The sequence below is a fragment of the Selenomonas sp. KH1T6 genome (genome assembly GCF_900108415.1).
Lineage (GTDB): Bacteria > Bacillota > Negativicutes > Selenomonadales > Selenomonadaceae > Selenomonas_B > Selenomonas_B ruminantium_A.
The window spans coordinates 13,523-33,981 of record NZ_FNWN01000028.1 but is presented as its reverse complement, the minus strand read 5'-3'; the positions used below and the strand labels follow the sequence as shown (position 1 = coordinate 33,981).

At 53.4% G+C, this 20,459-nt stretch carries 21 protein-coding genes and 1 tRNA gene; 18 read left to right on the top strand and 4 right to left on the bottom strand.

Annotated elements, in window-relative coordinates; translation table 11 throughout:
* Positions 1-142: 142 nt before the first annotated feature.
* Positions 143-1,729, bottom strand: a complete 1,587-nt coding sequence (locus BLW59_RS13625) for an AAA family ATPase (RefSeq protein ID WP_074698209.1) — start codon at positions 1,727-1,729, stop codon at positions 143-145.
* A 69-nt stretch (positions 1,730-1,798) separates the two neighbouring features.
* A tRNA-Gly gene (locus BLW59_RS13620) sits at positions 1,799-1,872 on the bottom strand.
* A 256-nt stretch (positions 1,873-2,128) separates the two neighbouring features.
* Here BLW59_RS13620 and BLW59_RS13615 point away from each other — a divergent pair.
* From BLW59_RS13615 to BLW59_RS13550, 14 genes are all read left to right on the top strand, one after another.
* Positions 2,129-2,935, top strand: a complete 807-nt coding sequence (locus tag BLW59_RS13615) for a flagellin (protein ID WP_175463450.1) — start codon at positions 2,129-2,131, stop codon at positions 2,933-2,935.
* 112 nt (positions 2,936-3,047) lie between these two features.
* Complete coding sequence (locus BLW59_RS13610; RefSeq protein ID WP_029546096.1) at positions 3,048-3,704, top strand: 3'-5' exonuclease; 657 nt, start codon at positions 3,048-3,050, stop codon at positions 3,702-3,704.
* A 141-nt stretch (positions 3,705-3,845) separates the two neighbouring features.
* Complete coding sequence (gene pheA, locus BLW59_RS13605) at positions 3,846-4,703, top strand: prephenate dehydratase (protein ID WP_074698210.1); 858 nt, start codon at positions 3,846-3,848, stop codon at positions 4,701-4,703.
* Between the two features lie 30 nt (positions 4,704-4,733).
* Positions 4,734-5,768 carry a 3-deoxy-7-phosphoheptulonate synthase gene (gene aroF / locus BLW59_RS13600; protein WP_074698208.1) on the top strand — a complete coding sequence of 345 codons (1,035 nt, stop codon included), beginning with the start codon at positions 4,734-4,736 and terminating at the stop codon, positions 5,766-5,768.
* Between the two features lie 317 nt (positions 5,769-6,085).
* Positions 6,086-7,372, top strand: a complete 1,287-nt coding sequence (locus tag BLW59_RS13595) for a sensor domain-containing diguanylate cyclase (protein WP_139283683.1) — start codon at positions 6,086-6,088, stop codon at positions 7,370-7,372.
* Positions 7,373-7,459: 87 nt separating this feature from the next.
* The gene (locus BLW59_RS13590; protein WP_074698206.1) at positions 7,460-7,792 is read left to right on the top strand and encodes a hypothetical protein; all 333 of its coding nucleotides are present in this window, start codon (positions 7,460-7,462) and stop codon (positions 7,790-7,792) included.
* A 261-nt stretch (positions 7,793-8,053) separates the two neighbouring features.
* Complete coding sequence (locus BLW59_RS13585; RefSeq protein ID WP_029546091.1) at positions 8,054-8,506, top strand: YaaR family protein; 453 nt, start codon at positions 8,054-8,056, stop codon at positions 8,504-8,506.
* Between the two features lie 14 nt (positions 8,507-8,520).
* Positions 8,521-9,561, top strand: a complete 1,041-nt coding sequence (gene holB / locus BLW59_RS13580) for a DNA polymerase III subunit delta' (RefSeq protein ID WP_074698205.1) — start codon at positions 8,521-8,523, stop codon at positions 9,559-9,561.
* Between the two features lie 13 nt (positions 9,562-9,574).
* Positions 9,575-10,825, top strand: coding sequence for a regulatory iron-sulfur-containing complex subunit RicT (gene ricT, locus BLW59_RS13575; RefSeq protein WP_029546088.1), 1,251 nt, complete (start codon positions 9,575-9,577; stop codon positions 10,823-10,825).
* Between the two features lie 41 nt (positions 10,826-10,866).
* Positions 10,867-11,562 (top strand): tRNA1(Val) (adenine(37)-N6)-methyltransferase, encoded by a 696-nt coding sequence (locus tag BLW59_RS13570; protein WP_175463452.1) that lies wholly within the window; start codon positions 10,867-10,869, stop codon positions 11,560-11,562.
* A 30-nt stretch (positions 11,563-11,592) separates the two neighbouring features.
* Positions 11,593-12,438, top strand: coding sequence for a 16S rRNA (cytidine(1402)-2'-O)-methyltransferase (gene rsmI, locus BLW59_RS13565; protein ID WP_074698203.1), 846 nt, complete (start codon positions 11,593-11,595; stop codon positions 12,436-12,438).
* Between the two features lie 73 nt (positions 12,439-12,511).
* Positions 12,512-14,182 carry a methionine--tRNA ligase gene (gene metG / locus BLW59_RS13560; RefSeq protein WP_074698202.1) on the top strand — a complete coding sequence of 557 codons (1,671 nt, stop codon included), beginning with the start codon at positions 12,512-12,514 and terminating at the stop codon, positions 14,180-14,182.
* Between the two features lie 242 nt (positions 14,183-14,424).
* A complete protein-coding gene (locus BLW59_RS13555) occupies positions 14,425-15,201 on the top strand; it encodes a TatD family hydrolase (RefSeq protein ID WP_074698201.1) in 777 nt (258 codons plus the stop codon).
* Between the two features lie 182 nt (positions 15,202-15,383).
* Positions 15,384-16,187, top strand: coding sequence for a 3D domain-containing protein (locus BLW59_RS13550; protein ID WP_074698200.1), 804 nt, complete (start codon positions 15,384-15,386; stop codon positions 16,185-16,187).
* 228 nt (positions 16,188-16,415) lie between these two features.
* Here BLW59_RS13550 and BLW59_RS13545 read toward each other — a convergent pair whose 3' ends face one another.
* Both BLW59_RS13545 and BLW59_RS13540 read right to left on the bottom strand, forming a co-directional pair.
* A complete protein-coding gene (locus BLW59_RS13545; RefSeq protein WP_074698199.1) occupies positions 16,416-16,835 on the bottom strand; it encodes a hypothetical protein in 420 nt (139 codons plus the stop codon).
* 65 nt (positions 16,836-16,900) lie between these two features.
* Positions 16,901-17,104, bottom strand: coding sequence for a DUF1858 domain-containing protein (locus tag BLW59_RS13540; protein ID WP_029546081.1), 204 nt, complete (start codon positions 17,102-17,104; stop codon positions 16,901-16,903).
* A gap of 205 nt (positions 17,105-17,309) precedes the next feature.
* Between BLW59_RS13540 and BLW59_RS13535 the strand changes: the two genes are divergently transcribed.
* From BLW59_RS13535 to BLW59_RS13520, 4 genes are all read left to right on the top strand, one after another.
* A complete protein-coding gene (locus BLW59_RS13535; protein ID WP_074698198.1) occupies positions 17,310-18,182 on the top strand; it encodes a polysaccharide deacetylase family protein in 873 nt (290 codons plus the stop codon).
* A 180-nt stretch (positions 18,183-18,362) separates the two neighbouring features.
* Positions 18,363-18,803: a division/cell wall cluster transcriptional repressor MraZ gene (mraZ, locus tag BLW59_RS13530; RefSeq protein WP_074698197.1), complete on the top strand. Its 441-nt coding sequence runs from the start codon at positions 18,363-18,365 to the stop codon at positions 18,801-18,803.
* A gap of 179 nt (positions 18,804-18,982) precedes the next feature.
* Entirely contained in the window at positions 18,983-19,921 is a 939-nt protein-coding gene (gene rsmH, locus BLW59_RS13525; RefSeq protein ID WP_074698196.1) for a 16S rRNA (cytosine(1402)-N(4))-methyltransferase RsmH, read from the top strand.
* A 50-nt stretch (positions 19,922-19,971) separates the two neighbouring features.
* Positions 19,972-20,367, top strand: a complete 396-nt coding sequence (locus BLW59_RS13520; RefSeq protein WP_029546076.1) for a cell division protein FtsL — start codon at positions 19,972-19,974, stop codon at positions 20,365-20,367.
* Positions 20,368-20,459: the final 92 nt, after the last annotated feature.

The following is a 20,459-nucleotide window of genomic DNA, read 5'->3' as shown; positions in this document are numbered from 1 at the left end:
AGAAGTTCAGAAAAACTGTAAGTAAAAAAGCATGGCCATGAACGGTCATGCTTTTTTCATTTACGTGCTACACCAGATGGTTTACCGCTTACTCTCAAAGAGAGTGTGTGTGAATAAAAGCTGCGGTGCAACTCCTGCCATTTTATTTGCGGTTAGTAATAGAAATCTCAATCTCTTCTATCAAACATTCATGATTCTTACTCTTCTTATCATAGCTAACCCCCACCAGCAACACCTTCCCCACATACCCATCTAACGCCCGCAGATACCCCTTCTCCTTGATCTGCCTGATAGCCGTATCGGCGCCCTTATCCCACTTTAACTCCACCAGCAGAGCCGGGAGGTCGGCGTGGTGGGGCTTGGGGAGGAAGACCAAGTCGGCGAAGCCCTTGCCGGTGGGGAATTCTCTTATGAGGGTGTATTTCTGTCTGGCGGCGTAGTAGGCCAGGGAGACGGTGTAGGCCAGGGCGTTTTCGTCGTTGTAGGTGAGGTGGCTGGTTTCCATATGGGCGGCTTCTAGGCCCGCGGCTACATTTTCTGCCTGCAGGGCGAGGGTGTCGGTGAGCAGCTGGTCTGAGGCTTTGATGGCTTTGGCTACGGTGTCCCAGCCACCGGCTTTGGTGGCGCTGGCGTATTCTTTCAGAATCTCCTGATTGGGGATAAAGACGCTCTCTGTGTCGAAGTCATAAGCCAGATACCCCAGATGCACTAGCAGGGTCAGCACATCGTCCATGCCGGTGAAGGTGGTCATGTCGTTGGCGAAGCTGGAGGTATCCACCTTGCGACGCTCTCCTGCCATCAGGGCGATGATGGCTTCCCGCAGGCCGTCGTAGTTCATGTCGATGTAGACCTTCAGTGCCTCGAAGGTCTCTGTCTGGTTCCAGTAGGTGCTGTACTTGTGTGACAGCATGCTTTGGACAACGGAGCGGGGGCTGTAGATGGAGCCTGCTTCATTGAAATGGTAGCCATCATACCAGGTCTTGCACTCCTCAAAGTCCATCTGATAGCGCTGGCACAGCTTTTTGACTTCGGCTTCGGTGAAGCCGGTGTATTCAGCCAGGGGCCCGGCATCGGTCATGGAGAATTCCCGGAACATATTGAGGGCAGAGTGGGTGCCGTATTTTTTGATGGGCAGAATGCCGGTCATATAGGCCAGCCCCACGTAGGCCTTGTCCTTCAGCCAGGTTCGCAGGAAGTCGAGGTATTTTTCCTGCCAATCCTTTCTGTCTTTGTACTCCCGGAATATGCAGTCCCATTCATCAATCACGATTACAAAGGGGCGGCGTGTATTTTCGTATATATCAGACATGCTTTCTGCCAGATCGGTATCATCGAAGTAGTCAACATCGGGATAGGCTTTCAGCAGATCACGCAGGACACGCCTTTGCAGCAGGTTCAAGAATTCTAGCATATCCTTGGTGCGGCTGAGAAAATCCTGCATATTGAGGTGGATGACATCATATTTGCCGCCATGCTCTGAGAAACTTGCGTCATGAGAAATGTTCATCCCTTGGAATTTTTTTGTATCTACTGTGTGGTCATAATAGGCTGCAATCATATTGGCCGCCATAGATTTGCCGAAGCGTCTGGGACGGCTGACGCAGACATAACGATTCGCTGTTTTGAAAACACGGTTGAGGTAAGCAATCATGGTGCTTTTGTCTACATAAATTTCAGATTGGCAATCCATGAGAAATTTGTCGTCTCCAGGGTTCAAATATATTCCCATAATCTGGCCACTCCTTTGTTGGTGAGTATACAAAAAAGGAACTGCCTATGCAGTCCCTGCAATTTCATATGGAGCGGGCAATGGGAGTCGAACCCACCTCTAAAGCTTGGGAAGCTTTCATTCTACCGATGAACTATGCCCGCAATTCAACTGACTTGCTCATTCTACCATAAGTATCACAAAAATGCAAGTTGTCCACTGAGAAAGTTCTTGCTGACAGGGGAGAGGCTGCGGTATAATTATAGTAGGAAAGTGTCTTTGCTAGCAGGCAGAGGGCGGGGCTTTTCTGCCATGGCATTTTCCTAGGGTGCATGGGTTGGGCGATTCGTCCCGCAGGGACGTGGCGACGCATTAGCCTGTGCCAGGATATGACTTATAAGCGAAGAAAGGATGATGCTTATGACTATCGGAGGCGTTAATAGCCTCAGCACCCTGAACAGCACCCATAAGGCCATGCAGTCCAGCATGGCTAAGATCGCTACGGGGTCAAAATTCCCCAGTGCGGCAAATGGGCCAGCTGAGTATGGAATACTGCAGCGTATGTATTCCAATGCAGGAGCCATCAGCCAATCCAATGCCAACACCCAGACGGCCAGTTCCATGCTGAAGACGGCAAGCGGGGCCACGGATAATGTGGTCAATGCTCTCTCAGGCCTTCGGGAGAAACTGCTTCAGGCAGCAAACGGCACCAATGGGGATTCGGACCTGGCTACCCTGCAGAAATCCGTGGATCAGACCATCGCTTCCATTGATGATACGGTCAGCTCTGCTACCTACAATGGCAAGCAGCTTCTGAATGGTGAGCAGACCGTCACTGTGGCCGGTGCAGACGGCTACAAGAATGTCCAGCTTGGTGACCTTAGTTCCAAGGGGTTGGGCCTGACGGACAGTGAAGGCAAGTCCACCATCAACCTGACGGATTCAAAATCCATTGCTTCGGCTCTGGATAAAGTGGATGCGGCTCTTAACACTGCCCTTGACCAGGCTACCACCCTGGGCTCGGAGGAGCAGGGGCTGGATTACCAGTCTGCCAACTACACCACTCAGGAAACCAGCCTGTATGATTCTGCTTCCACCATGGGAGACACGGATATCGCGGCTGAGGTGACAAAACTGAAGAGCGCTGATGTGCAGAACCAGTTGGCACTCTTCGCAACGAAGATGCAGAACCACAATCGTGCCAGCGTTCTCTCACTTTTAAGCTGAAGTGAACCTTCTGCCCTCGCCCTGTGCGGGGGCTTTTTTCTATTGAAGGATTCTCTCCAATCAAGTAAAATATATGTAGCAGATAAATGAACGAAACAGAAGGGGTAACACAATGAAGCATGTGGTAGTGGATTTGGAAATGAATCCCGTGGACAGGGAATACAAGGAAATCAGGAAGCGGCTCAGCGGGGAGATCATCGAGATTGGGGCTGTGCGGCTGGATGAGAACTACCAGCAGGAGGATAAGTTCCGCTGCTATGTGGCGCCTGAGTATGGGTCAATCAGAAAGCACATCACTGAGCTCACGGGCATCACTCAGGAAATGGTGGCCGGCAGTGCTCACTTTGGCGAGGCTTTCAAGTCCTTTGTGGACTGGATTGGAGAAGGGGACACGAAAATCTATTCCTGGAGCATGTCTGATATCAAGCAGCTCAGGAAGGAATGCCGCCTTAAGCTGGAGGATTTCGACACGAATTGGCTGGACAGCCGCTGGGTGGACTTGCAGAAGGCCTTTGATGACCGCATCGGCCTGCACAACAGCCTGGCACTGAAGCACGCTTTGGGAGCCATGAACAAGGACTTTGAAGGCACGGCTCATACGGCTTTAGATGATGCCATCAACACCAGTGCCATTCTCACCCTTATGCAGGATGATGAAGAATTCCAGCGGGTAATGAAGCCCGTCATAGATGTGCTGAGTCCCAAGTCAGAGCTGGAAACCTCCATTGCCGATCTTTGTCCGGAGCTGGCTAATTTCCAGGTGGATTGATTTGCAGATGTACACTCTGCGAATACTTTTTGAAATAAAATCTAAATAATTCTTGTTAAATATGAAAGCCTGTGTTAAGATAAATGTACTTTATCAGCAGGCTTATTCTATTGCCTGCAAGGAGGGGATAGCTTGGCAACTATGGGCGTTTTAGGCCCCCGGGGAACCCACAGCGAGGCGGCGGGCTTCTATCTGTCGGAACAGATGCAGGATGTGGAACTGGTTATGGAGCCTGACATCTTTGACTGCCTGCAGGCGGTGGAAGATGGCGAGGTGGATATGGCCCTGGTGCCGGTGGAAAATTCCCTGGAGGGAGTCATCAGCATCACTTTGGACACTCTGGCGGGAAGTTCTTCCCTTACGGTGACCAGGGAGCTTATCTGGCCGGTGCACAACCAGCTGATGGCAAAATGCAAGCCGGAAGAGGTCAGCCGCATCTATTCCCATCCCCAGCCTATTTCCCAGTGCCGCAATTTCCTGCGGCAGCACTATCCCCAGGCGGAAATCATCAAGACCACCAGCACTGCCAGAGCCGCAGAGCTGGTGGGAGAGGAGCCGGCTTTCCTGGGCTGGGCTGCTATCTGCCCTGCCCGGGCAGGGCAGCTTTACGGCCTCACGCCTTTGGCTCGGGAGATACAGGACAATATGGCCAACTGCACCCGCTTTTTCCTGGTGGAGAAGCAGGGGGAAGCAAGTGAAAAGATGACAGTACCTGAAGATGTGGAGCAAAAGATGCTGGTTATCTGCCAGATAGATGGTTCCAAATCAGGTGCCCTTTACGAGGTATTGGGAGAATTTGCCCGTCGGGGGGTCAACATGACTCGCATTGAGTCCCGTCCTGCCCGCACAGTGCTGGGAGCATATATCTTTTTCTTCGATCTGGAAGTGGATACCTGCAGTCCGGAAGCCCTGCTGGAATCTCTGTATGAGGTAGAAAAAAAGAGCATCTGGCTGAAGAAGCTGGGGCCCTTTCCGGTGTTTTCAGCAGCAAACAAGTAATAGAGAAATAAATGAGGGGGAAATAAATAAATGGTCATTATCATGAATCCGGAGGCAACCGCCGAGCATATCAAAGGCGTCATTGAAGCCATCGAAGGAGCAGGCCTTGAGGCCAAAGTGATGGAGGGTACCCAGCAGAAAATCGTGGGTGTAATTGGCGACAAGAGCCGGCTGGCCTCTGTGCCTGTGGATGCACTGCCTGGGGTGGAGACCAGCGTGTCCATTTCCAAGAGCTACAAGCTGGCCAGCCGTGAGTTCCACCCCAAGTCCAGCAGCGTGATGGTAGGCGGTGTGGAAATCGGCGGTGAGGTGCCTGTGGTCATGGCAGGACCCTGTGCCGTGGAGTCCAAGGAGCAGCTCTTTGAGGCTGCGGAAATCGTGAAAAAGGGCGGTGCCCAGTTCCTGCGGGGGGGCGCATACAAGCCCCGCACTTCCCCTTATTCCTTCCAGGGGCTGGAGGAAAAGGGGCTGGAGTATCTGGCTGAGGCCCGGGAGCGCACCGGCCTCAAGGTGGTTACCGAGGTCACAGTGGTAGAAGCTGTGGAAAGGGTGGCTCATTATGCAGATGTGCTGCAGGTGGGGGCCCGCAATATGCAGAACTTCGGCCTGCTGAAGGCTGTGGGCAAGTGCGACAAGCCAGTGCTGCTGAAGCGCGGCCTGGCGGCTACTCTTGAAGAGTGGCTCAATGCCGCCGAGTACATCATGAACGAGGGCAACCCCAACGTGGTGCTCTGTGAGCGCGGCATCCGCACTTATGAGACTTATACCAGGAATACCCTTGACCTCAGCGCTGTGGCTGCAGTGAAGCATCTTTCCCATCTGCCTATCATCGTTGACCCCAGCCATGGCACAGGCAAGTGGCGCATGGTGAAGCCCATGGCCTTTGCCTCGATTGCGGCAGGAGCTGACGGCCTCATGATGGAAGTGCATCCGAATCCTGCCAAGGCTCTGTCTGATGGCCCCCAGTCTCTGACCCCGGAGAACTATTATGAGGTCATGGCAGGGGTGAAGAAGCTTTCCGGCTTCATGACACGCGAAGGCATCGAGCCTATGAATCTTCAGTGATAGGTGGTTAGCCTTGCGAGGCGTTCGGGGCACAGGCATAGCAACGCTGCACTTGGAATTTTACCATAGAATCTAAGCTCCCACGGCACCGCCTGCGGCGGTTTGTGCTCGCTAAGATTTATGGTAAATTTCCACACGTTTCGCTTATGCTATGCCTGTGCCCCTCACTTGGTTGGCATCAGGTTGGAAAGGACCCTCTCTATGCTAAAATTATGGCATAGTAGGGAGGGTTTTTCTTGTGTTGAATAGAAATAAGCAAAGATTAGGTATAGTATATCAAGCTCGAATAAATATATTGGTGAAGAGGTGAGCAACCAGTGTATGAAGTAAACCTGCGAATCATGTTGGCGGGGCTGTCGCCTGAGGCAGCTGAAGCCATTCAGCAGATACCTGCCCGGGAGAGATTCAGCCATGGTTTTGCCCTGGCCAGCCGGTTCTCCGAATGCCCCTTGCAGAGTGGTGCTTTTGATGTGGTGATATTTACAGAAGAAGCCATGGAGAGCCTGAGCCTGCCTCTGGTCTGCCAAAGTGCAGGGGAAAAGGCCCGCTGCATACTGGTGACCTCCCACCCCCAGAACATAGCCAAAGAGGAACTGGAACTGCTGGACGAAATCTGGCCTGCTCCTTTGACGGAAACCATAGCGGCCCATTACTTTGACCGCTTTGCGCAAAAGCTCAAAGACATCAAGGAGGCCTGGCTCTGCAGGACTTACTGGCAGACCACCATCAACACTTCTCCTGACCTTATCTGGTACAAGGACAAGGTGGGGGCGCATCTGGAGGTAAATGATGCTTTCTGTGAGGCCGTGGGCAGGGAGAAGAATGATATCCGGGGTCGGGGGCACTACTATATCTGGGGACTGACCAAAGACCAGTATGAAAAGGGCGAATTTGTCTGCAACGAGACGGAAGAGGCAGTGATGAAGGCAGGCCGGGCCATGTGCTTCAACGAACATGTCCTTTCCAAACGCAATGGCATGCGGCGGCTCCGCACTTTCAAGTGTCCCTTGTTTGACGAAGATGGCACCATCATGGGCACCGTGGGGGTGGCCATGGATGTGACCCGGGAGCGGGAGTACCAGAAGAAAATCATCGCTCTCACCCGCCACGACCCGCTGACGGATTTGCCCAACCGCCGCTATTTCTACGACTATGTGGAAGACCACTTTGACGAGCCCAAGCATCTGGTGGAGTTTGATATAGACAATTTCAAGCTCTTCAATGACCGCTTTGGCCATCAGGTGGGGGATGAAGTGCTGCTGGCTTTTTCCAGGACTTTGGAGCAGGCCTTCAAGCAGGGCTTTGTGGCCCGCTTCGGCGGGGACGAGTTCCTGGCTCTGTTCTGCGGGGATTACACCCGGGAACAGGTACGCCAGGGCATCAGCAGGTTCCAGCATTTGCTGAAGGAAAAATCCCTTTCCCTGCAGACTGGCAGGGTGAATTCAAGCATAGGCATTGCCTATGATGCCACCGGAGTGGTGCCTATTGATGACCTTTATCAGCGGGCAGACCAGGCCCTTTATGCTGCCAAGAGCAGGGGGAAGAACTGCGTGGTGGAGTGGTCGCCGGAATTGAAGAAAGAACTGGCTGAGCTGAAAGAATAAAATAATCGTTGTGTTCAAAGGGATTTCTAATCTTTTGACTGTATACTGGCAGCTGTAAGATAAACAAGGATTTGAGGAGGAAAGAGAATGAAATCCAGCGTGAAAAAAATTGCAAGTCTGGCTTTAGCAGGCGTTTTTGCCATTGGTGCGGCAGGCGTTTTTGTGCCTGCAATGGATAATGTGACCTATGCACATGAGCGCTATGAAGATGGCAGCTCTAACGCTTACAGCCATCGCGTAAAGGAAGAACAGCAGCGCCATGACAGTGCTGTCCGTGCCATCCGCCATGAGTACCGCAAGGATGGTGACGAGAAGCGTTACCATCGCCGCATGAAAGAGGAACAGGAAAGGCATGACCGGGCCATGGAGGAGATCCGCCATGACTATGACAGGCATGCCCGTCATGGACATCATTATTGAAAGAAAGTTGACCGCTGGATGAATCCGGCGGTTTTGTTTTTATGGCATAACCAGTGTAATTGCGCTATAACTCGGAAGAAGATGTCCTCTACCTCCATAGGTGGTGGTGGCGAATATCATAACATACAGTGAGATAATATCTCCCGCCTCGTTGAAACGCCAAGTGGAAGTTTTGCCTATGGCAAAACTGGAACAACGGCGTTATAATAGAATAGAGTTATTGTGTACAGTGGTTAGATTCCAGGAAGCAGGTGAGAGATTATGCCCATTAAGATAGATGGTATGTCCACCTCCGGGCCGTCGGTTTCCGTTTTGCGCATGAATGATGAGCGCACCAGGGAGGCGGACTGGGATTTTAGCTCGGAACTTTTGGACCAGGAAGAGGCGTTGTCTGCAGAGCAGCTGGATAAGCTCATGCGGCAGATTGACGATCAGGGGGCCAGGCTTTCCCGCACTCCCACTTATGAGGAACTGCGTTCCTATAGGAGCCTGATCCAGCGCTTTGTGGGCGAGGCCGTCAACAATATGTACGAGCTCAAGAGCCAGTCGGGCTGGGACAGGATGGGCCGCCGCAAGGTCTATACCACCGTGCGGAAAATCGACAAGAAGCTGGAGGAAATGGCCGAGCAGATACGCTTGGGCCAGGCCACCCAGCTGTCCATCATTGAGAGCCATGATGCCATCAGGGGACTGCTGGTGGATTTGTATATGTGATATAGGAGCAGGTTTTGGCAGAGGAAATATCAGCGCCACAGCATTTTCATATCCGCTGGGAAGATGTCCTGGGACACGGGCGGCAGAAGGAAGAACTGCGACGCCTGCTGGTCCAGGGACGGCTTCCCCATGCCCTGCTTCTGACAGGCCCCGAGGGTGTGGGCAAGAAGCTGCTGGGGCGGGTGCTGGCGGCAGCGGTGCTCTGCCAGCAGCCGGTGGAAGGTGCTCCCTGCGGACTGTGCCCTTCCTGCCTGGCCATGGAGTCGGCCTCCCATCCTGATTATTATGAGCTTACGCCGGAGGTGCGGGGCAAGGGCACGAAGATCATCCGCATCGAAGCCATCCGGGAACTGACAGAATTGGCTGCACGCTATCCTGTCATGTCCGACAGGCGGGTGCTGCTGCTTGACGAAGTGGACTTGATGAATGAGCCTGCCGCCAACAGCCTGCTGAAGACTTTGGAGGAGCCCCCGGGGGAAGTTACCTTCATACTGGTGACTTCTGCCAGAAGTGCTTTGCTGGACACCATTATTTCCCGCTGCATGCCGCTGGCCTTTGGCGTGCTTTCCAAAGAAGATATTGTCTCTGCTCTCGTCAGACAGGGGGCTGCAGGGCATCAGGCGGCAGAGCTGGCTGCCCTGTCTGACGGCAGTCTGGGCCGGGCCTTGCAGCTTTATGCAAGCGGAGGCCTTGAGCGCCGGGACAGCGCCCTGAAGTTCTTGGAGGGGCTGCCGGGGCTGAAGATGACTGCTGTATGGCGCGAAGCAGAGGCCATGGGGAACTGGAGCAGGGAGGAGCTCTCTGAGTGGATGCTCTACTTCAATATGTGCCTCAGGGATATGCTGGTGCTCTATGAGGACGGCGGAAGTTACCTGATTTATCAGGAAGACTGCCGGGAGCGGCTGGCAGCTTTGTTGCCCTCATTCCCGGAGCGAAAGGTCTTCGCTCTTTTGGACTGCGTGAGGGAAATGCAGAAGAGGCTGGGCACGAATGTGAACCTCAGATTGCAATTAGAAGGATTTTTCATCCGCATGAAGGATGTTATAGATAGATAACAGGAGGATTATTTTGCAGACGATTATAGGTGTCCGCTTCAAGAAGGCGGGCAAGATATTTTACTTCTCTCCGGGCAATCTCACCATTGCTCAGGGGGATGATGTAGTGGTGGAGACTTCCCGGGGAGTGGAGTGCGGCAAGGCTGTGGTAGGCCCCCGGGAGGTGGAGGACAGCGAGATCAAGGCACCCTTGAAGGTGGTGCTGCGCATCGCTACTCCCCAGGATCATCAGCGCATTGAGGATAACAAGAAAAGCCAGCAGGAGGCTTTTGGCATCTGCGAGGCCAAGATTGCCGAGCACGGCCTGCCCATGAAGCTGGTGGAGGTGGAGTATACCTTCGATCTGTCGAAAATCATCTTTTACTTCACCGCTGACGGACGCATCGACTTCCGCGACCTGGTGAAGGACCTGGCCTCTGTTTTCCGCACCCGCATTGAGCTGCGGCAGATTGGCGTGAGGGATGAGGCCAAGCTCATGGGGGGCATCGGTTGCTGCGGCAGGCCTCTTTGCTGTGCTTCTTTCCTGGGGGATTTCGAGCCTGTGTCCATCCGCATGGCCAAGGAACAGAATCTTTCCCTCAACCCCACCAAGATTTCCGGCATCTGCGGCCGCCTTATGTGCTGCCTGAAGTATGAGAATGACTGCTATGAGAGCGGCGTCTGCGGCGGCTGTCACAAGAGCCGCGCTGTGCAGGAGCCGGAGCAGGGCAGCCGGGTGATTTCTGCTGAGGGAGAGGGCAAGGTGATCTCTGTCAATCAGCAGAAGCGCACCGCTACTGTGCTTTTGGATAACAGCCGTACCATTGTGGTCTCTTGGGAGGACATTGTGAACAAGGACGAGGATGAGGCGGAGAACACCGCGCCCTCCCGTGTTTTCAGACGCCCTCTGCCGGAGGACGATGAGGACGAGGCCGATGCCAGCCTTATTGCAGCTATTACAGAGCGATCTGCCAGGAATGAGTCTCTGGGGGGCGAAGAGGAAGAAGGTGGGCAGGGCGGTCACGGCAGGAGCCGGGAGCGCAGGAACAAGGACAGGAAGCCCCATGACAATAAGCCCAGGGAACGGCGCAAGCGTCCAGAGGGTGGCAGGGATAACCGCAATGCCAGCCGGGGAGAGCGTCGCAATCGGGATAATGAGGGAAGCGGGCGCCGTGAGCATAGCGAAAGAAGCAGCCGGAACCGCAACCGCCGCCCCAGACGTGACAGGAATGACAAAAGTGACCGCAGGGGCCGTGAGGACAGGAACCAGGAGCGTGGCGAGTGAGCACTGTGGAACTGCGGGAGCATGAGCGCCTTGACGATTTGATGTTCCGGGGGCGGAAGATCATCCAGAACACGGAGGAATTCTGCTTTTCCCTGGATGCAGTGCTGCTAGCCCACTTTCCCAGAGTGCATAAGAAAGACCGGGTGCTGGAGCTGGGCACCGGCACGGGGGTCATTCCCCTGCTGATAGCTGACTGCGCTGCCAAAGTGGAGGCAGTGGAGATAAGCCCTGTCATGGCAGAGCTGGCCCAGCGGAATATGGTGCTGAACCAGCTCACAGAGAAAGTCAATGTGCAGCAGGGGGATTACCGCTCCATTGAGGAGCTGTACCGCCCTGAGTCATTTGACCTGGTGCTGGCCAATCCTCCCTATCGTCCCGTAGGAGAGGGCCAGCTTTCCAAGCTCTCCGGGGTGGCCAGGGCCCGTCATGAGGTGACGGCCACTTTGAAAGATGTGGTGCGGGCGGCCCGCTGGGCTTTGCGCTTTGGCGGCCATTTTGCCATGGTGCATCTGCCGGAGCGGCTGGGTGAAATCATCACAGCCCTACATGAGGCCCAGATGGAAGTGAAGCGCTTGCAGATGGTGCAGCCCAAGGAGGGCAAGGCTCCCAATATGATGCTCCTGGAAGCAGTGGTGGGGGCGGCTCCCGGCGGCCTGAAGGTCCTGCCGCCGCTGATTGTCCATGAGGCGGATGGGGGATATACGGAAGAAATCAAGAAGATTTACGGCCTGGCCTGATAGGTCAGGCTTTTTCATGGGAGAAAGATTATGGAAGAAGCAAAGAAAGGCACTCTGTACCTCTGTGCCACCCCTATCGGCAATCTGGAGGATATGACCTACAGGGCAGTGCGTATGCTGGGGGAAGTGGAACTCATAGCCGCCGAGGATACAAGGCATACCAGGCAGCTGCTGACCCACTTCGACATTCACACGAAACTTACCAGCTACCATGAGCACAACAAGTTCGAGAAGGGGCCTGAACTGATAGATTACATGCTGGAAGGCCATGACCTCATCTGTGTCAGCGATGCGGGCCTGCCGGGCATCTGCGACCCGGGCAGCCATCTGGCGCAGTTAGCCATCGAAGCAGGCATCACAGTTTCCCCTCTGCCGGGAGCAAATGCAGGGCTTTCTGCACTTATCTGTTCAGGCCTGGATACAACTGCCTTCACCTTCATAGGCTTCCTGCCCAAAACCGCCAAGAAGCAGCAGGAGGTATTGGAAGGGGTAAGGAGCCATAAGGAAACCTTGATTTTCTACGAGGCGCCCCACCATCTGAAGGGTACGCTGAAAGTCATGGGCAAGGTCCTGGGCGGGCAGCGCAGGGCCGTCCTGGGCCGTGAGCTCACCAAGAAATTCGAGGAATTCCGCAGGGGCACCATCGCTGAATTGATGGCATATTACGAAGAAAATGAACCGAGAGGCGAGTACGTTATCATTGTGGAAGGGGCTGGGGAAGAAGCTGCTGCCGAAGAGCAGGAAGAAGCCCTCTCCCCGGCTGAACTTTGCCATAAGCTGATGGAAGAAGGCATGGCCAAGAAGGAAGCCATGCGGGAAACGGCTAAGAGATTAGGGCTTTCAAGGCGTGACGTTTATCAGGCAATGCTTGAATAACTGTTTGTAATGTGTAATAATATTTTCTATCTGAAAATGTTTCATTCGCATTGGTAGGAGGATTTGCTTTAAAATGACTGCTGAAAAGAAACCATTCTATATTACCACCCCCATTTATTATCCCAGCGCCAAGCTGCATATTGGCCATGCTTACTGCACTACGCTGGCCGATACTATTGCCCGCTACAAGCGGCTGACGGGGCATGATGTCTTCTTCCTGACGGGCTCTGACGAGCATGGCCAGAAGATCCAGCAGAAGGCTGAGGAGGCAGGGGTCACCCCTCAGGCTTATGTGGACAAGATTGTGGCAGGGTTCCAGTTCCTTTGGGAGAAGCTGGGTATTTCCAATGACGACTTCATCCGCACCACTGAGAAGCGCCATGAGAAGGTGGTGCAGGAAATCTTCCGCCGCATCTATGCCAAGGGGGACATCTACAAGGGCGAGTACAAGGGCCTTTACTGCACCCCCTGCGAGAGCTACTGGACTGAGCATCAGCTGGATGAGAACGGCTGCTGCCCGGATTGCCACCGTCCTGTGCAGGAGGTCACTGAGGAAGCCTACTTCTTCAAGATGAGCAACTATGCTGACAGGATCCTGGCCCATATTGAGAACCATCCAGAGTTTCTGCAACCTGAGTCCCGTCGCAACGAGATGATCAACTTCATCAAGCAGGGCCTTGAGGACCTGTGCATCTCCCGCACCTCCTTTGACTGGGGCGTGCCTGTGCCCATGGATGACGGGGACAAGAAGCATGTCATCTACGTGTGGTTCGATGCCCTGTCTAACTACCTGACTCCTATTGGCTTCCTGGATAATGAAGAGATGTTCAGGAAGTTCTGGCCTGCAGACCTGCATCTGGTGGGCAAGGAAATCGTGCGTTTCCACACCATTATCTGGCCCTGCATCCTGATGGCTCTTGACCTGCCGCTGCCCAAGAAGGTTTACGGTCATGGCTGGCTCATTGTGGATGGTGACAAGATGAGCAAGTCCAAGGGCAATGTGGTGGACCCCATCGCTCTTATTGACGAGTTTGGCGCTGACACTATTCGCTATTTCCTGCTGAGGGAAATCAACCTGGGCCAGGATGGCAATTTCTCCCGCGATGCCCTTATCGAGCGCATCAATTCCGATTTGGCCAACGACCTGGGCAACCTCTTGCACCGCACCCTTTCCATGGCCAAGAAGTTCCAGGGCGGCGTGCTGACGGCTCCTGTGGGCGAGTCCGACATCGACAAGTCTCTGAAGGCTGACGCAGCTGAGACTGTGAAGTTCTACCGTGAGAATATGGACAAGATGGAGCTTTCCGCAGCCCTTAAGAAGGCCTGGGCCTTCGTCAGCCGTTCCAACAAGTACATTGACGAGACGGCTCCCTGGGCCTTGGCCAAGGATGAGGCCAAGAAGCAGGAACTGGCCAATGTGCTTTACAACCTTTCCGAGTCCCTGCGCACCATCGCTGTGCTCATTTCTCCCTATATGCCCTTCACGGCGCCGAAAATCTGGAACCAGCTGAACCTTGAAGGTCTGAAGCCCTTCGCTGAGGTGCAGCTGACGGATGTGGAGAACTGGGGCGGCATTCCTGCCGGCCACCAGCTGGGCGAGGCAGAGCAGCTCTTCCCCCGCATCGAGGTGGAGAAAGAAGGGGCCGATGACAAGGCCGCTAAGGCTGCCCAGGCCAAGGCCAACAAGCTGGCTAAGCAGAAGAAGCGCGAAGAGCAGAGAAAGCTTAACGCTAAGAATAACTGAGTCAAAAATTTAACCACCCCACCCCCGAAGGGGGAGGGTGGTTTTTTGCCTCCACCGTTTACGGGGGAGGTGGCAGCCCGAAGGGCTGACGGAAGGGGGGGTAGGGGGCGAACACGTGTTTTCGAAGTGCATTGATCGGCTGTTCTTCCCCCTTCCACCACCTTCGGTGGTCCCCCTTCCCCGTAAACGGGGCAGGTAAAGTCTTAAAGATCATTGCGTCTATTATATGTCAGGAGTTTAGTATGGAATTTACAGATACTCACACCCATCTAAATGATAAAAAATTCTTAGGCCAGGAAAAAGAGGTGATTCAGCGTGCTCGTGATGCGGGGGTGACCCGCCTCATCAACTTCGGAGATACTATGGCGTCTTCGGAGCGAGCTGTGGAGCTGTCCCGGGAGTTCGAGGGCGTGTACGCCGGGGTTGGCATTCACCCGGAGGAAGCTTTTCCCATGACCACGGCTGATGATGACAGGCTGGCGGCCTGGACAGAGGAGGAGCGGGTTATTGCCATTGGCGAGATTGGCCTTGATTACTACTGGGAAAAAGATCAGGACAAGCGCCTGCTGCAGCAGGAAATCTTCATCCGCCAGCTTGATTTGGCCCGCCAGCTGCACCTGCCCGTCTGCATCCATGACCGTGATGCCCACGGCGACACCATGGCCATCCTCAAGAAGGAGGGCAGGGGCCTCAGGGGGGTGCTCCACTGCTTTTCGGGTAGCCTGGAAATGGCCAGGGAAGTGCTGAAAATGGACTGGTTCCTGGGGGTTGACGGTCCCCTGACCTACAAGAATGCAGCCAAGCTCCCGGAAATAGTCCAAGCCTTGCCACTGGAACGGCTGCTGATAGAAACGGATGCTCCTTACCTGGCTCCTGTCCCCATGCGGGGCAAGCAGAATGAGCCTGCATTTGTCACTTATGTGGCGGAGAAAATCGCAGGATTAAGGGGGATTTCTGTGGAAGACGTAGCTTATCAGACCACAGCCAACGCCTGTGAGTTATACGGCCTGAAATCATAAAATAGCAAAAGTGGTGGAGGATTTCACGAAAAGTGCCTCCACCACTTTGCTTTTCCCATTTTCCAGCCTTTTTTCAGGTTAAAGTGGGAGAATAAGACCTGACAGATTTGACAGGTCTAAATCTGTCGTGGTAAACTCTTATATGTTCTTCACAGTTCCTCTTTTTTTCAAGGGGGGATTGAATGAGTTTAAAGGGAAATCAAAGACTTACCGAAATCAAGAAAATCATCGTGTGCTCTATGCTGGTAGCCATGATGATGCTGAACACGGGTTTCACCCATGTCAGCCTGCCTGAAAACCTGCATCAGGTGACGGTGAATGCCGATGGCAAGACCATCACCTTTGACACCAACCGCACAAGCCCGCAGCTTTTATTAGCTAAGGCCGGCGTGAAACTTAGCGCCAAAGACGAATACGTAATGCACAAGATCGACGAAGCAAGAACCGAAATCAATGTTTATCGTGCTGTCCCGGTGACTATCACTTATGAGGGACAAAAAAAGGAAGTTCTGACTAGCAAACAGACAGTTGGGGACGCCCTTATCGAGTCGGGCTACAATCTGGAGATGGTGGAGGCCAATCCAGGGCTGGATACGAAAATTCGAGCCAATCTCGACATAGCAGTAAGCGACAGTGCCGCTAAACTCGAGGCACTTCGCAGGGAACGTGAAGAACAAGTTCAGACCTCACGAGGCATGCAGCGTTACAGCGCTGTGTACAATATGGAAGCTACTGCCTACCTTCCTACGGATGGTGGCGGAAGCGGCATCACGGCATCGGGCATGGTTGCCCGCCGGGGTGTGGTGGCTGTGGATACGGATGTGATTCCTCTGGGAACCCGCCTTTATATCCCTGGCTACGGTGAGGCTATCGCCGGTGACACCGGCGGCGCCATCTACGGCGAGCGCATAGACCTTTGCATGGAAAGTTACGGCGAAGCCATGGAGTTTGGCCGCCGCGATGTGACGGTTTACGTACTGGACTAAGAGAAAAACGGGCTGAGACAGATGCGAAAGCATTTGTTTCAGCCCGTTTTTTGCAGTGCTAAGGCGTGAGGGACAGGGGCATGGCAACGCTTCACTTGGAATTTTACCATAGAATCTAAGCTTCCACTGCGCTTTGCTCTGCTTCGCAGAGCGAAGCTTGTGCTCGCTAAGATTTATGGTAAAATTCCACACGTTCCGCTTATGCCATGCCCCTGCCCCTCACTTACGTTATTTCTCCATTATCAGTTCTTTGTGGTCGGCTTTGGCGCGGATAATCATTTCTTCCAGTCTTTTGATGTTCTTCTTGTGCCTGTCCACGGCGAAGCCGATGCGGATGTGTTCTTCTTCCGTGAAGTCCGGGCTGTTGAAGGCTTCCTGTATGCGCAGGAGCCGTGCCTTCACGTCCCTGAGTTCATCTTCCATGGGCTTTACATGCTGCAGGGCAAAGCCGTAGACGGAGCGTATCTGCTCGTCCACATACTGGGCGTAGCCGTTCTCCCCTGATTCCTTCTCCAGCCACTTGGCCACATGGGAGATGACGTCATAGGGACTCTCGCCGCCGTGAATCATGCCGACTATTTCCATCTTGATAAGCTCTTCCCTGCCGTGAGGCATGGTGACAAGGGGATCTTTTTCTTCTTCTGCCATCGAATTTTCCTCCAATAGAAAAAAGCAAGGAACCACATCAGTGATTCCCTGCCCTTAATATCAGCTTATGCCTCTGCGCCGATGGCGTTGTTCAGACCCTCAACCAGAGCATCAACGTCAATGCCGTGAGCCATGCAGCCCTGCTCGATGTTCTCGAAGCGGGCGGCAGCGCAGCCCAGGCAGCCCATGCCGGAGTTCACGAAGACGTCAACGGTGTCGGGGTACTTCTGTACAACTTCCAGAATGCTCATATCTTTAGTGATAGCCATTTTCTTACCTCCTGAAATATAGCCATTAACATCAATTATTATCAGTTGGACTCAACCAATGAGGAAATTATACAGCCTATAGTCGAGTTTTGCAATAGGTAAAAAAGTCCCTGGCAGAGCATATTTTTTCAGTCAGGGCTGGTTTTTTCCATAAAATAGAGATACAATATCTTCTATCGTGATTTCATGCGTGTGGAGGAAAGAAATGCGGGAACGGCAGGTAAAGCAGGGCTCCGGCGGCAAGTATTTCTTGCTGCTGATGATGCTCATCATGGGCGTGGGGGCATGGCTGTTTTTGGGCAATGGCAAAGAGAGTGAGGCTCAGGAAACTGTGCCAGTGCAGGAGGCGGCAGTTGTGCCTGCTGCTGAGGCAGCTGTCGATGGTGTGAAGGTGCTGGTGCTTAACTACCATAAAATAGACAACAAGCATCACTCTCTGGCGGTAAAGCCTGAGGACTTCGAGAGCCAGCTCAAGTATCTTTCTGACCACGGCTACCACAGCATTTCTCCCGATGAGCTCTATGAGGGGCTGGCTGGTACGAAGCCCCTGCCTGAGAATCCCGTGCTGATTACTTTCGATGACGGGTACAAGGACAATTACACCACGGCCTTTCCTTTGTTGAAGAAGTATGGCTTCAAGGCCACTATTTTTGCAGTCACCAGCTTCCTGGGCAAGCAGCCCCAGTATTTCACCTGGGAGCAGGCCCGGGAAATGGAGCAGCATGGCATTTCTATCCAGTCCCATACTGCTACCCACCGTTCTATGACGGATTTGTCTGATGAGGAGCTGCGCTCAGAGCTGGCAGATTCCAAGAGAAAGGCGGAGGAGGAGCTGGGGCATCCGGTGGAGTATATGGCCTATCCCACGGGGACTTATAACCTGCACATTGCGGAAATGGTAAAGGAAGCAGGGTACAAGGCGGCTTTTACCATCAAGTATGGGAATGTGGACGAGGCCAGCAATATCTACGCGCTGGAAAGGGTGCCGGTGTTCCATACGGCGCATACCAATAGAGATTTTTTGGAGCGTATAAGATATACGCCTATCTTTGAGAAGTTTGGCTGGACAAAGAGTTGATGACACGAATTGCATAGTTTTAGACGGGTTCTTGGGCTTTTTTTGCTGGAACCTGTCTTTTTGTGCTGAAATCAATCTGAAAGGGGCTTTTTGCTTGCCAAAGCAGGAGATTTTTGATATAAATTGAATAGGTAAAGTGGGGCAAAGTGGAGGTTTGTGGTTCTAAGGTGGTGAGGCAGGATGTTCATGGGGGAGTACCGCCATGCCATTGATGCCAAAGGGCGCATTATCCTGCCGGCTGATTTCCGCCAGGAATTGGGTGTTTCCTTCATCATCACCAAGGGGCTGGATAAATGCCTTTTCCTTTACGGGCAGCAGGCCTGGGAGGAGATGGCGGCGAAGCTTCGCGCCCTGCCGCTGGCCAAGGCTGAGGCCCGGGCCATAGTGCGGTTCTTCTTTGCAGGAGCACGCACTATGGAGTGCGACAAGCAGGGGCGTTTCCTGGTGCCTGCCAACTTGCGCAATTATGCGGGGATTGCTCTGAAAGAGGATGTGATTCTCACAGGGGCGGATAATCGCATAGAGGTTTGGAGCAAGAATCAGTGGAATGAATACACAGGCGAGGTTGAGCCTGATGTGACGTCTATTGCAGCTTCGCTGGCGGAGTTGGGTATCCTATAGTCAAGTTTCGTCTGTTCATTTTCTTTGGCGCAAAGAAAACGAACCAAAAGGTAAACATGCCGGTGGCATGTTTACCGGACTGAAATCACATCGTGTGATTTCCGCGTCCGCGGGGCCCATCCATGGGCCCTGGGGTTCGTGGGATTCGGGAGTTCTAGTGTTTCGGGGAGTTTTGGAGTATGGAGTTTCATCACGTTAGTGTTATGCTGGAAGAGACGGTGCAGGGGGTTGTTACCGATCCGGCTGGAACTTATGTGGACTGTACTCTGGGCGGTGGGGGGCATTCTCATCGCATTACTGAATTGCTGGCTCCTGAGGGTAGGCTGATCGGACTTGATCAGGATGAGGCGGCTATCAAGGCGGCTTCTGAACGTCTTGCTGATGCTTCCTGCAGAGTGGATATCGTGCATAGCAATTTCCGCCATCTGGAAAAGGTTCTGCATGATTTGGGCATTGAGCAGGTCGATGGTGTTGTTTTCGACCTGGGGGTTTCTTCCCATCAGATTGATACCGCAGAGCGGGGCTTTTCCTATATGCAGGATGCGCCTCTGGATATGCGCATGGACCCGGAGGCCAGCCTTTCCGCCTATGAAGTGGTGAATACTTACAGCCAGGAGGAACTGGCACGGATTTTCCACGATTACGGGGAGGAGCGCTGGGGCAAGCGCATCGCAGAATTTATCGTGAAAGAGCGGGAAACTGTTCCTATCAAAACCACTGGTGAACTGGTGGAGGTCATTTGCAAGGCGGTGCCCAAAGCCGTGCGCCGGGCAGCCACAGGACATCCTGCCAAGAGGATTTTTCAGGCCATCCGCATCGAGGTCAATGACGAGCTGGGGATTTTGGAGAACGCCTTCAAGACAGCGGTGAAATTCCTGAAGCCCGGAGGTCATCTGGCTATCATCACTTTCCATTCACTTGAGGACAGGATAGCCAAGCAGACTTTGAAGGAATTGGCAAGAGGGTGTATCTGCCCGCCTGAGCTGCCGGTTTGCACTTGCAACCATAAGCCGGAGATCAAGCTCCTGGGAAAGCCCAGGCAGGCCACAAAAGAGGAACTGAGGGATAATTCCCGTTCAAAGAGCGCAAAATTGCGCATAGCCGTGAAATTGGGGTAATGAATCGAAAGGGATTTTCAGGGGAATCAATGCAAGGGGGGAAATACAGGATGTCAGCTCAGAGAAAATACTATGAGTATGAAGAGGAGTTCTATGAAGAGCAGGTTCCTCTTTCTCGTGAGGACGAAATCAAGACCTTGAAGGTGCGCTCCAAAGAGCCGCTTTTCAAGACCGTGGTGGATACGGCCACCCGCTCCCATTGCCAGATACTCTTTCTGGTGGCAGCGGTGATGGCACTCTTGGTGACGGTGGGCAGCGGTGTTTCAGCCAGCCGGGGCTATGCTTTGGTGGCAACCCAGAACCAGGCAGAGCAGCTGGAGCAGGAGAATGAACGGCTGCGCATTGAGAACGCCAAGTTGAAAGCACCGCAGCGCATCAAGGATATTGCTGAGGGCGAGCTGGGAATGACTGTTCCCAAGAAAATCTACTTTGCACATGAGAATTAACTGATGGAATCGCAGAGTGGATTCTCGGCCGTCAGTTGAGAAAAAGAAGCTGGCCAGGTCAGCTTCTTTTCTTTTGCGGATTTTTCATTGTA